Genomic DNA, 13,164 nt, shown 5'->3' with positions numbered 1-13,164 from the left:
AAGAATTATAATTTCATTTGTGCGGCTTTTGTTATAAATTGAATACATCAATGTGAAATTGATAGCTTTATGTTATAAGATAGGTAATTATGAAGTCTGTTGTAAAGTTTTCCCTCATTTATTCGGTTTTGTTTGTGCTATCATCCGTTTTTCCGTTGCTGGCACAGTCACGCTATTGGGGTAATCCGTTTGTCAGGAACTTTAGTACAGAAGACTTTAAAGGGGGGATACAAAGCTGGGGCATTGCACAAGATGAACGCGAAGTGATTTATGTAGCTAATAACTTCGGTCTTCTGGAGTATGATGGTGCTGAGTGGAACAGGTATCCTGTCAACAACGGTACAAAAGTCAGATCGCTGTATACTTCCAAATCGCAGGGAAGGGTATACGTTGGAAGTCAGTCAGACTTCGGGTACTTTGAGACAGATAAGCTTGGGAACCTACAGTATTTCTCTTTGAAGGACCTGATTCCTGAGCAGCATAGAAATTTTGATGAAGTATGGCGCATCTACGAGATTGACGGGAAAATCTGCTTCACTACTTTCAAGAACATCTATATTTATACTCCTGATAAGAAAATAACTGTTGTTGCGCCCAAAAATCCTATCGAGTTTTCCTTTAAAGTAAAGAATAAACTCTATACAATGGAGTGGGGGGTAGGACTGACAGAGCTTGAGAGTGGCAAGCTAAAACTGTTGCCCGGTGGCGACAAATTTGCCAAAAGTCGAATTGCTTCCATACTTCCTTTTGACCAGGCCAACCTGCTTATCTTCACAGTGCAAGACGGCGTGTACCTGTACAACGGCATCAGCCCTGTTTTGATGAAAATGGATGACGCAGCTGTTTTACAGCATCTTGTCATAAATCAGGCCTTGCTGTTAAAAGATGGTACTTATGCCATAGGTACACAGAATGATGGGTTGTACATCATGAATAAGCAAGGCGCCCTGTTACTGCATCTTACAAAAGCTGACGGACTTTACGATAACACTATTCATACGCTTTACCAGGATGCTCATGAAAACCTGTGGCTTGGTTTAAATAATGGTTTATCCTTAGTAGAGATTAGTTCACCTTTTAGCAGGATTGACGGTGCCATGGGGGTATCCGGGGCTGGTTATGCCGCCCTTAAAATAGATAATAAGCTGTACTTAGGCACCACAAGTAGTTTGTATGAAGCCGAGATAGGACAAAACCACAGCTATAAATCAGTACCGAATTCAACTGGGCAAGTGTATAAGCTACGTCACTATCACGATAAACTGCTGATGGGGCATCATACCGGACCATACATCATCAAAAATGGGCAGGCTCAGAAGTTTGCGGCTGGTAACGGGTCATGGGACTATATTCCGGTTCCCGATAAACCAGGATACTTTATACTAGGCTCTTATGACGGCATCAGTCTTTTAAAGGAAGATGGTAATGACTTTCAGTTAGTTCGCAAGTATAAAGGCTTTGAGGAGTCATCTAGGGTACTGGAGTTTGATGAAAAGGGAAATCTCTGGATAGCGCACGGTTATAAAGGAGTGTTCAGGATCAGGTTTGCGCCGGATTATAGTAAAATAAAGACTACTAGCTTTTTTAACTCTAAAAATGGATTGCCCTCAGACCAGCTTGTAAATATGGAGCGATTGCAGGGGAAATTATACTTTCCTGCTCTTACCGGGATTTACCGCTTTGATTATAGTAAAGAAATATTTGTGAAAGACAGTGTGTTTTCTTCATACTTTAAGCCGGAAGAGCACATCGCAGAAATGGAAGAGGATGTACAGGGAAACATTTACTTTATATCAGACCAACGTGTAGGTATCCTGACCCTGAATAAATTTGGTGAGCCGGAGATAAGGAGCAAAGAGTTTAACACCATCAGTGACAGATTGAACGATGACCTGCCTTACATTAAGATACTCGACCTGAACAATGTGCTCCTTGGGGCCAAAGATGGCTTTATACATTACGATGGTTTAAAGAACAAAACGCTTTACCCTTTCAACACACGTATCACAAAAGTTATAAATACGTCTTTTGATAAAGACTCCCTGTTGTTTTCTGAGCGGGCATTTAAGGAAGGCGAAAAGTTAGACCTGCCCTATAAACAAAACTCACTCAGCTTTACCTATTCCAGCTCATTTTATGAGCGTCCGGAAAAAACACAGTATCAATATTACTTAGAGAATTTTGACGAAAGCTGGTCTAACTGGACATCAAAAACCGAAAAAGAGTATACCAACTTGCCGGAGGGCAGTTATGTGTTTCATGTTCGTGCCCAAAACATTCATGGCAATATAAGCGAGGCAGAAAGTTTCGCTTTTACCGTTGCGCCGCCTTTTTACCGCAGCAGATTAGCCATTGTAGTCTATATCATTTTAGGTTTGTTATTACTAGGTACTTTGCTGTACTACCTTGAAAAGCGATACCGGCGAGAAAAACTAAAGATCATTGAAGACAAAGAGCGTGCTCTAAGTGAAAAGGATACTGAAGTAAAAGAGGTAGCTAAACTAAGCGAGAAAAAGATTTTGCGCTTAAAGCACGAAAAACAGCAATCTGAGATTGAACACATGAATCGCGAACTTGCATCTTCTACTTTTCACTTAATAAACAAGAACGAACTGCTAAATAACGTGAAGCTGGAGTTGCAATCCATTGTGAAACAGGGAGAACTGCAACAACACAGCGAGGAAGTAAAGCGAATCATTAAGAATATTGAGCAGAATATAACCAGTGATTCGGATTGGAAGCAGTTTGAGCTCCATTTTAACCACGTGCACGGAGACTTTACCAAACGCCTGCAGGACAGTTATCCGGAAATGACCCCGCAGGAGGTAAAGCTTAGTACGTACCTGCGCCTTAACCTAAGTACAAAAGAAATTGCACAGCTTTTAAGTATATCAGTACGCGGTGTCGAAATTAGCCGTTACCGTCTGCGAAAGCGCCTGGAACTGGATCGTAGTGAAAATTTAACTGATTACATTTTGAGATTTTAAAGCTAAAATCGCCTCTTTTTACCCTCTCTGAACCAGAAATACGATATAGCCAATATACACTGCCAGGAAGAGTACTCCGTTCCAGCGATCAATCGTGTTTTTCTTTCCGATTGGCATGGTGATGATCAGTAAAGTACTTGCCAGGATCATCATGACAATGTCGGAATTGCTTACCACATCAAAAGGCAGCGGGTTGATCAACGCACTTATTCCTAATATCCACAGCAGGTTAAAGATATTGGAACCTACCACATTGCCAACAGCTATATCGATGTTACGGCGGTATGCGGCCATGGCAGAAGTAACCAGTTCCGGAAGAGAGGTGCCAATGGCAACAACCGTAAGGCCTATAAAGGACTCGCTTAAACCAAAGTTCTGGGCAATATCTACTGCACCGTCTACTACCCATTTGCCACCCAGAAAAAGCCCTGTTACGCCAAGTAGAATGTATATAATTGCTTTACCAATTGGCATATCCTCATCTACATCGTCAGGTATAACCTCGTCTTTATTAGTGCGGGCAATGTTGTAGATATAAGCCATAAACAGCACGAAGAAGAAGAGAAGTATAGCACCGTCTGTGCGGCTGATGTATAATTCAGCTCGGTTATCAATAAGTGTTGCATTCGCTAAAAAGCCAACGAGTAAGGTAGCTATTAGCGAAAAGGGAATTTCTGTAAGTATAGTGTTACGCTTAATTGGCAAAGGGCAAATGAGAGCTGTTATACCCAGTATCAGCAGTAGGTTAGCAACATTGCTTCCGAACACGTTACCAATAGCCAGTTCCGATTGTCCCTGCAAACTGGAAAGTATGTTAATGATAAGCTCTGGCAAAGACGTACCAAATGATACGATAGTAAGGCCTACCACCATATCGGAAAGCCCATAACGCTTGGCGATGGAAGAAGCTCCCGAAACTAAAATATCAGCGCCTTTGATCAGGAAAATAAAGCCTACTATAAACAGAAAGTATAAAAGCATAACTAGGATTGGTGATTTTTAGAAATGATACGGGTAATAAGGCCAATAGGCTATAAAAGAATATGGCTGCCCATTTGTCTGAGCAGCCATATTTTATAGTAACCTATTGACTTAAGCCATATTATGATATACGGCCTGTACGTCGTCGTCTTCTTCGAAACGCTCAATCAAGCCCATTACTTCTTCTTCCTGCTCTTCGGTCAGCTCCGTTCTGGTAGTAGGTATGCGCTGCACTTCAGAGCTGATTACCTCAAGCCCTTTTTCTTCAAGGCCTTTCTGCATGGTGCCAAACTCTGTAAAAGGGGTTTCAATGATAATCTCACCTTCGTGCTCATAAATATCTTCTGCACCAAAGTCGATCAACTCCAGCTCAAGGTCTTCCAGGTTAACGCCTTCGGCAGGTATTTTAAAGATACCCTTGCGGTCAAACATAAAGTCCAGGGATCCGGTTTTGCCTAGTGAGCCGCCGCCTTTAGAAAAGTGCATACGCACGTTGGCTACCGTTCTGTTCAGGTTATCAGTAGCACACTCTATTACCACTGCAATGCCGTGAGGTGCATAGCCTTCGTATACAATTTCTTCGTAATCTTTTTCCTCTTTAGAAGATGCTCTTTTAATGGCAGCCTCTATACGGTCTTTTGGCATGTTAACGCCTTTGGCGTTCTGTATAGCCGAACGTAAACGTGAGTTTGTCTCAGGGTTTGGACCGCTTTCTTTAACGGCCATTACTATCTCTTTGCCGATGCGGGTAAATGCCTTCGACATTTTGTCCCAGCGTTTAAACTTGCGGGCTTTTCTAAATTCAAATGCGCGTCCCATAGTGTGTGTTATGTGGTATACAAAGTTAGGCAGCTTCTGTTTAATTTGGTAGTCTTTTTGGTTATTCGTTATTGGTTGCTGGTTATTCGTTGATCGTTATTCGGGAATGTAGAGACGCAATATTTTGCGTCTTGGTGACTACAGGGTGATGGGTTTCGTTATTGGTTGTCGGTTATTCGTTGTTGGGTGTATATTATTTCTGGCACAAGTCATAAGCGATAGCGTGACTTGTGGCTTGCAATAATGGGAAGTCTTCAGACTTCCGTGAGCCACAGGTTATACTTTAAGATAGTGCAAAGTATAAGTTTATACTTCTAAAAGCCATACTTTATACTTTTAGAAAGATTACCCCATAGCAAACAAGACGCAAAATATTGCGTCTCTACATTAACAATTAACCAATAACTACTAACCAGCAACTAACGAACACGCGGTGCTAAGTGGTAATCTGAAATGCGTAGGTGCTGATCACAGAAGGCATACTCGTGATTAATGTTAGAGCCTACAATTACCAATCTATCAGCTCTGTTTTTATCCACATGCTCCTGGTACCAGGCTACACCTTCCTGGTCAAGGTTTGTGGTAGGTTCATCCAATAGCAGCAGTTTTGTGTCGGAGTATAGGGCAAGGCCCAGTTTCAGGCGCTGCTTCATGCCTGACGAAAAATCTTTTACAAATTTGTTTTTAGACCGTTGCAGGCCCATTCTGTCTACCAACTCTAGGTTGGTCAGGTTGTGGCGCAGTTTCTTAAAGCGGGTATGGAATTCTAGCATCTCCAACAGCGTAAACTCCTCTACCAGTTCTAAGTATGGTGCTGTAAGGGATAGGTGGCGATAGGCTTCGTCGGGGGCAATTGTTTTGGAGCCCAAAGTATAGGCTATGTCGCCTTCGCTATGCAGGTTGTGCCCGGCTATTACAGTAAGAAGAGTGGATTTACCGGAACCGTTATGCCCAAGTATGGCATAAGAGGTGCCTGACTCAAAAGTATAAGTCAGGTTCCGGAAAATCCACTCGTAGTTGTATCGTTTACCTAAATTGCTTAGGTTAATTTGCATCTTTTGAGAAATAGCTTCTGATAACGCCACGGCCGGAATTACGCAGGAAGTTAACCACTTCGTCGCGCTCTTTACTTGGCGGTAACTCCAGTTCTATCTTATCCAGGGCCTGAGAGTTGTTTAAACCGCTCATAAACAGGATACGGTAGATTTGCTGTATCTCGTTTATCTGCTCGCTGGTAAAGCCTCTGCGGCGCAGGCCAACCGAGTTTATTCCTGCATACGAAAGTGGCTCGCGGGCTGCCTTTACAAACGGAGGAACATCCTTAAGAACAAGAGAGCCACCGGAGATCATGGCATGTACACCGATCTTTGCAAACTGATGTACCAACGTAGCTGCGCTGATAATGGCATGGTCGCCAACCTCTACGTGGCCGGCCATTTGCACGGCATTGCCTACAATGCAGTTATCTCCTACAATGCAGTCATGGGCTACGTGTGCGTAAGCCATAATGAGGCAATTCTGGCCGATTACGGTCTTCATTTTATCAATGGTGCCGCGGCTGACCGTAACACACTCCCTAATAACCGTATTGTCACCAATGTGCGTGGTGGTAACCTCACCGGCAAACTTCAGGTCCTGTGGTACAGAAGAAACTACCGCTCCAGGAAAAATCTTGCAATTTTTGCCAATGCGGGCACCTTCCATGATTACCGCGTTCGGGCCAATCCAAGTGCCTTCGCCAATTTCCACATTTTTATGAATGCTGGCAAATGGCTCAATTACAACGTTTTGTGCAATTTTTGCCTCTGGGTGTACGTAAGCTAATGGCTGGTTCATACGTCTTTCTTTACTATACTTGCCGACATTTCAGCTTCCATCACCAGCTGGCCGGCTACAAAAGCCTGACCGCTCATTTTGGCAATTCCACGTTTGATTGGAGCCAGCAGTTCACATTTAAATACTATGGTATCGCCAGGTATAACCTTGCGCTTAAAGCGGCATTTATCAATGCCCAGGAAGTAAGTCCAGTAATCTTCAGGGTTCTCAACAGTGTTCAGAACAAGAATCCCGCCAGTCTGGGCCATGGCCTCAATCTGGATCACGCCAGGCAAAACCGGGTTCCCGGGGAAGTGGCCCTGGAAGAAAGGCTCGTTCATGGTCACGTTCTTAACGCCTGTAACCGTTGTTTCGTCTAAGTGTATGATTTTATCTATCAGCAGAAATGGATAACGATGCGGCAAAGTAGCCGAAATCTGATTGATATCCATCACCGGTTTTTTCTTCGGATCGTAGTTAGGCACGTTTTTGATCGTAGCCTCATGGATCATTCTCTTTACCTTCTTGGCAAAGGCAACATTTGCTGCGTGGCCAGGGCGTGCCGCCAGTATCTGTCCTTTAATCGGGCGTCCGATCAGGGCTAGGTCTCCCATCAGGTCAAGTAGCTTGTGGCGTGCCGGCTCGTTTTTAAAGCGAAGCTCAGTATTGTTAAGTATACCTTCCTCTTTTACTTCTACCTTCGGTTTCTTCAGCAGATCAGACAGATAGTCCAGTTCTTCATCCTGCACTACACGGTCCACAATTACGATGGCATTATCCAAATCTCCGCCTTTGATCAGGTTTTGCTTGTACAGGGCCTCCAACTCGTGCAGGAACACAAATGTGCGGCACGGTGCGATCTCATCTACAAACTGGTCCATGTGCGTGATAGAAGCATGCTGGCTACCAAGTATAGGCGAGTTGTAGTCTACCATGGTAGTAAGGCGATAATCATCCAGCGGAAGTGCAGCAATCTCTACCCCACGGCTATCATCTTTGTAGCTAAGGCCTTTGGTGATCTCGAAATAGTTGCGAAGCGCGTTTTGCTCCTCCAGGCCAACTTCCATTAGAGGCTTTACAAACTCAATAGAAGAACCATCCATGATCGGAGGTTCAGGTCCGTCCAGTTCAATCAGCACATTATCTATCTGTAAACCAACCAGCGCAGCTAAAGTATGCTCAATAGTATGCACTCTGGCTCCGTTCTGCTCAATGGTAGTGCCTCTCGAAAGATCCACCACGTTATCAACGTCAGCGGCTACAATAGGCTGGCCGGGTAAATCAATGCGCTGAAACTTGTACCCATGGTTGATAGGAGCCGGTTTAAACGTCATGTTAGAAACCACACCTGTATGCAAACCTATACCGGATACAGTTACCGGGGCCTTGATAGTATGCTGTTTATCGTTCATTCACGTATCTGTAGTCGTATTTCTCTCTTCTGTTAACGGGAGCCGGCTATGGGGCTAACGCTTTGTTTCTATTTGTAAGCCGCTGAGTTTAACCTTTTGCCGCTGCAAACTTAAGACATAATCCACCACCTTGCCAATTTATTTTAATGGGCAACGCGTGTTACCAAAGTATAAACCGGCTATACTTTCTCTTTCAGCAATTCCAGTTCGCGCTGTAGCTCCGGCAGTTTGCGGAAAACCGTCATGGCACGCAGGTTTTGCTTGTAGTCGAATGCCGGAGAGCCTTGTATAATGTTACCTGATTCTTTTACTGATTTTGATACACCGGACTGTGCACCAATGGTGGTTTTATCTGCTATGGTAATATGGCCCACAATACCAACCTGGCCGGCAATCACGCAGTTGTTTCCAATTTTGGTAGAACCCGAAATTCCTGTTTGGGAGGCAACTACGGTGTGCTGGCCAATCTCCACGTTATGGGCAATCTGCACCAGGTTATCTATTTTGGAGCCTTTACGGATGATAGTCGATCCCATGGTAGCACAGTCTATAGTAGTGTTGGCGCCAATAGAAATATCGTCTTCCAGCACTACATTGCCAATTTGCGGCACAGCTTTGTAGGTGCCGTCTGCCTGAGGCGCCCAGCCAAAGCCATCGCTGCCAAGTACGGCACCGCTATGGATGGTGCAGTTGTTGCCAACCACGGTGTTGGTATAGAGCTTGACACCTGCAAAAATGGTGGTGTTATCGCCAATAGTAACGTTATCGCCAATGTATACCTGCGGGAATATCTTTACATTCTCACCGATTTTGCAGTTTGCGCCAATGTATGAAAAGGCGCCACGGTAATAATTATCGCCTACAACAGATCCCTGGCCGATAAAACACGGCTCTTCTGCGCCTGCCTTAGAGGCAATCACAGCTGTCTGGTAATACTGCAGTAGAGTAGAGAAGCTTGTATAAGGATCTTCAACACGAATAAGGGCAGCAGTTACAGGTTGTTTAAGCTCTAGATTATGGGCAACTATAACTGCACTGGCCTGCGTATTGTAAAGAAATGGTTCGTATTTAGTATTGGATAAAAAAGCAAGAGCACCTTGTTTGGCCTCCTCTATTTTAGCTAATGTGCTGACCTTTATGGTATTGTCTCCTTCTACTTTTCCCTGCAGAAGGTCAGCAACCTGTTGAACGGTAAATTCCATTTTGTAAAATTATAGCAAAAACTTAAAAGTGCTAATGCTTCAGGGATGCAAACTTAACAAAAAAGTAAACTTGCCTATACTCATTGGTATCAACTTGTTGCTATAGTGCCATTCATTATTTGATATATAACTTTCGGATGAAGAGGGAGAGAGTTGCTTGAATACTATTGTTGCCTGCCAAACGCTAGCAGGAGCTGCGCAAGTTGCTAGGTCTAAAAAGCCGCTGCTTCGGATATTAGTTTTGAAAATCTCGGTGATTAAATGATACCAGTTGATTCCTTCCGCCAGATTTCAGCTAGCGGAAGGATATATTGTGCCTTCTGCCCGCAAGCAGGCTGCATTACTGAAACTGTATCATCAACGCAACCTCTAATTGCATCTGGTGGAATCAATGCGCCGCCTCCTTCGGGTAGCACACGTAGTATTTCTCTACCTTATTGCTTAGTGCCCGGATGTTTGGCAGATCAGAAGCCTCAGCTACATCTATCACATAACCTGACTTGGTCAGCATATCAATAGTCTGGCCTTCTACATCATAGGCATTATTGCCTATCTTCCCGGCTATCATCAGGTATTTAATTTCTTCCTCTCCAATATTAAACTGCGATTGCACCAGTTCGCTTATGCCCAGTTGCAGTTCTGCATCAATAGGTTGGTTAGAGATAACCACTTTAAACAATTTGCGATTAAGTATACTGTTGGCCAGGTAAGAGAGTATCTTGTCAGGGTGGTAGGCCCATTCTTTGATGCCACTCCAAACATCATGGTCGTCAAGGCTAACGAAACGCTCCAGAATGCTGCTGTCTTGCTGGAAATCCTGCATGGTTACATCAGAGGTCAGAAAAAATTTAAGGCAGGGGCTGGCAGGTACGTTGATGCCTTTCTGTACCAGTTCGCGGGCACGCTGCACTACACGCAACACCATGTTCTCGGCGCTGATAACCGTTTTATGCAAGTATACCTGCCAGTACATCAGGCGACGGCTTACCAGGAAGTTCTCTATACTATAAACACCTTTTTCCTCTACCACCAGTTTATCGTTGGCAACATCCAGCATTTTAATAATCCGGTCTGCGCCTATCTTTCCTTCGTATACACCAGTATAAAAGCTGTCGCGGTTCAGGTAATCCAGTCTGTCAACGTCTAGCTGGCTTGAAACCAGTTGGTGGAAAAACTTACGGTGGTAATTGCCTGTAAATATCTCAATCGCCAGACTCAGCCTCCCGTCAAATTGCTCGTTAAGTAAATGCATAATGTGCAGCGATAGGTGCTCGTGGTGCACATTTTTAAATATAGCCGTCTCAAGTGCGTGCGAAAAGGGGCCGTGGCCGATGTCGTGCAAAAGTATGGCAATAAGCGATGCCTCAAATTCTTTATCGGAAATTTCGTTATTTTTACTCTTTAGAGTATTTAAGGCGGTGTTCATCAGGTGCATGGCACCCAGCGCATGATGAAAACGCGTATGCAGTGCACCGGGGTAAACCATTTCAGTTAAGCCCAGCTGTTTAATGCGGCGGAGGCGCTGAAAGTAGGGGTGATCAATGATGTCGAAAATAAGATCGGTTGGAACAGTTATAAACCCGTAAACAGGATCATTGAATATTTTCTTTTTATTCACAGAGCAGGTGGTTGAGTTGTTTGATTGTTAAACTGTTAATTTGGTTAATTGTTAGCTGGTTAAGCATCCGGATTTAATCTTTCATAGCATTTTAACCGGCTATCTATACTTTTACGATACAGGTTTATACTTTAAAATAGTGTAGCCAGATTAGAAAGAATAAAAAAGCATGTTTAGTATTAAAAGTAACCTAAGTTATACTTTAAAGTAAATCTATTCGTGTATACAGGTATAGTTCTTAGAGATCCGCCAACCCAGTACTTTATGAGAATATAACTAAGTAAAAACTAAACAGTTAAGCCATTTAGCAATTTATTCAGATAAAACTATGCAAAGATATAACATTTTATGGGCCGATGATGAGATCGACCTGCTTAAGCCACATATTCTCTTTCTGGAGGATAAGGGCTATGACATTACCCCGGTTAACAGTGGCGCAGATGCCATTGAGGAGTTTCGGGAAAAGAATTTTGATATTGTTTTTCTGGATGAAAACATGCCAGGCATCAGTGGTCTGGAAACCCTGAATGAGCTTAAAATCATCCGTCCGGCAGTGCCTGTGATCATGATCACCAAAAGTGAGGAAGAGCACATTATGGAGGAAGCCATCGGATCTAAGATAACCGATTACCTGATAAAGCCTCTCAATCCGAACCAGATTCTGCTTTCAGTTAAAAAAGTGCTGGATAACAAGCGCTTGGTGTCTGAAAAGACGAACATGAGCTATCAGCGCGATTTCAGGCAGTTGGGCATGGCTTTTGGCGAACGCCTTAGTCCGGGAGAATGGGCCGACATTTACAAGAAACTTGTTTTCTGGGAGCTGGAGATAGACGAGACAGAGAATAAAAGTATGGCAGACGTAATAAACATGCAGAAAGACGAGGCTAACTCCAACTTTGCTAAGTTTATTATGGATAACTACGAAGACTGGATAAACGGCGACAGCGACGATGTACCGCTTATGTCGCATCAGCTGTTTAAAGAGCGTGTTTTTCCGATCATGAAAGAAACGGACCGGCCTGTATACTTTGTGTTGATCGACAACCTGCGCTACGACCAATGGAAGATTCTGGAACCGCTGATCTCTGAATACTTTAGTGTAGACTCAGAGGAAATGTTCTACTCTATACTTCCTACTACCACAGCCTATGCCCGTAACGCTATTTTCTCTGGCATGATGCCAACCGAGATTGCGAAGAAGTACCCGAATATGTGGGTATATGACGACGAGGACGAAGGCAAAAACCTGCACGAATCCGAATTCCTGGACATACAGTTTCAGCAGAACAAGGTTACCGACAAGCACAGCTACCATAAAATTACCAACGTGCAGGCTGGCCGCGACCTGCTGAACAAGTTTAGTAACCTGGATAGCAACAAGCTTAACGTTATCGTTTACAACTTCGTGGATATGCTTTCGCATGCCCGCACAGACAGTAACATGGTACGCGAACTGGCCCCTGACGAGTCGGCTTACCGTTCTATTACAAGGTCATGGTTCCTTCACTCGCCGTTGTACGATACCCTGAAGATGATAGCCGATAAAAAAGGCAAGCTAGTAATCACCACAGACCATGGTACTATTCGTGTAAAAAGGCCTTTTAAAATCATCGGAGACCGCAACACCAATACCAACCTAAGGTACAAGCACGGTAAGAACCTGGGTTACACCGATAAAGATGTGTTTACAGTGCGCAAACCGGAGAGATTTTTCTTGCCAAAAGCAAACGTTTCCACTACGTTTGTGTTCGCAATAGAGGATTACTTTTTTGCGTACCCCAACAACTATAATTACTATGTTAATTATTACAAAGACACGTTCCAGCACGGAGGTGTGTCGTTGGAGGAGGTGATCATTCCGTTTATCACGCTTACACCTAAAAATGTATAATACAGGAGTAGAAAGAAAAACTATCACGATGTCGTCGTTGGCTGATCTGCCAGCGGCGGCTTCTGTGCTTATAGAGGAGGCTAAAAGCGAGCCGATCATACTTTTTGAGGGGCCCATGGGCGCTGGCAAAACAACCCTGATAAAAGAAGTATGTCGCCAACTAGGTGTAAAAGACAATGTAAGCAGTCCTACTTTTTCGCTTGTGAACGAATACGCAGGTACTGACGGGAAACTAATTTACCATTTTGATTTTTATAGGTTAAATCAGGAGCGTGAGGCACTGGACATAGGCGCGTTGGAATATTTCGACTCAGGCAGGCTCTGTTTGATCGAGTGGCCGTCTATGATCCCGAGTTTATTGCCGGAGCACTACCTGCTTGTAACGTTGCAGCCTGATGCCGATGGCCAGGTGCGTACCATGACCATAAACGAAGTATAG

The 13,164-nt window shown here is 43.9% G+C and carries 10 protein-coding genes; 3 read left to right on the top strand and 7 right to left on the bottom strand.

Annotation, left to right across the window (positions count from 1 at the left end; genetic code table 11):
- The first annotated feature begins 89 nt into the window (after positions 1-89).
- Positions 90-2,987 (top strand): triple tyrosine motif-containing protein, encoded by a 2,898-nt coding sequence (locus K0O23_RS11505; protein ID WP_219877571.1) that lies wholly within the window; start codon positions 90-92, stop codon positions 2,985-2,987.
- Between the two features lie 18 nt (positions 2,988-3,005).
- Here the strand turns inward: K0O23_RS11505 and K0O23_RS11500 are convergent, their stop codons facing one another.
- The 7 genes from K0O23_RS11500 to K0O23_RS11470 all read right to left on the bottom strand — a co-directional run bounded on the left by K0O23_RS11500 (position 3,006) and on the right by K0O23_RS11470 (position 10,834).
- Positions 3,006-3,968 (bottom strand): calcium/sodium antiporter, encoded by a 963-nt coding sequence (locus K0O23_RS11500; RefSeq protein ID WP_219877570.1) that lies wholly within the window; start codon positions 3,966-3,968, stop codon positions 3,006-3,008.
- A 111-nt stretch (positions 3,969-4,079) separates the two neighbouring features.
- Positions 4,080-4,787: a YebC/PmpR family DNA-binding transcriptional regulator gene (locus K0O23_RS11495; RefSeq protein WP_219877569.1), complete on the bottom strand. Its 708-nt coding sequence runs from the start codon at positions 4,785-4,787 to the stop codon at positions 4,080-4,082.
- A 419-nt stretch (positions 4,788-5,206) separates the two neighbouring features.
- Positions 5,207-5,842 (bottom strand): ABC transporter ATP-binding protein, encoded by a 636-nt coding sequence (locus K0O23_RS11490; RefSeq protein WP_219877568.1) that lies wholly within the window; start codon positions 5,840-5,842, stop codon positions 5,207-5,209.
- Positions 5,832-6,623, bottom strand: a complete 792-nt coding sequence (gene lpxA, locus K0O23_RS11485; RefSeq protein WP_219877567.1) for an acyl-ACP--UDP-N-acetylglucosamine O-acyltransferase — start codon at positions 6,621-6,623, stop codon at positions 5,832-5,834. Before lpxA ends, K0O23_RS11490 begins: the two co-directional genes overlap by 11 nt.
- Entirely contained in the window at positions 6,620-8,014 is a 1,395-nt protein-coding gene (locus K0O23_RS11480; RefSeq protein ID WP_219877566.1) for a bifunctional UDP-3-O-[3-hydroxymyristoyl] N-acetylglucosamine deacetylase/3-hydroxyacyl-ACP dehydratase, read from the bottom strand. Before K0O23_RS11480 ends, lpxA begins: the two co-directional genes overlap by 4 nt.
- A 179-nt stretch (positions 8,015-8,193) precedes the next feature.
- Entirely contained in the window at positions 8,194-9,216 is a 1,023-nt protein-coding gene (lpxD, locus tag K0O23_RS11475; protein WP_219877565.1) for a UDP-3-O-(3-hydroxymyristoyl)glucosamine N-acyltransferase, read from the bottom strand.
- A gap of 388 nt (positions 9,217-9,604) precedes the next feature.
- Entirely contained in the window at positions 9,605-10,834 is a 1,230-nt protein-coding gene (locus tag K0O23_RS11470) for an HD domain-containing protein (protein WP_219877564.1), read from the bottom strand.
- A 328-nt stretch (positions 10,835-11,162) separates the two neighbouring features.
- On the opposite strand from K0O23_RS11470, the gene porX reads away from it, so the two are divergent.
- Both porX and tsaE read left to right on the top strand, forming a co-directional pair.
- The gene (gene porX, locus K0O23_RS11465) at positions 11,163-12,725 is read left to right on the top strand and encodes a T9SS response regulator signal transducer PorX (protein ID WP_219877563.1); all 1,563 of its coding nucleotides are present in this window, start codon (positions 11,163-11,165) and stop codon (positions 12,723-12,725) included.
- Positions 12,718-13,164, top strand: a complete 447-nt coding sequence (gene tsaE, locus K0O23_RS11460; RefSeq protein WP_246597055.1) for a tRNA (adenosine(37)-N6)-threonylcarbamoyltransferase complex ATPase subunit type 1 TsaE — start codon at positions 12,718-12,720, stop codon at positions 13,162-13,164. The genes porX and tsaE overlap by 8 nt, the downstream gene beginning before the upstream one ends.

It is taken from the genome of Pontibacter aydingkolensis, assembly GCF_019443125.1.
GTDB lineage: Bacteria > Bacteroidota > Bacteroidia > Cytophagales > Hymenobacteraceae > Pontibacter > Pontibacter aydingkolensis.
Note: the sequence above shows the minus strand (reverse complement) of the source record. Positions and strands in the feature narration are given on the sequence as shown.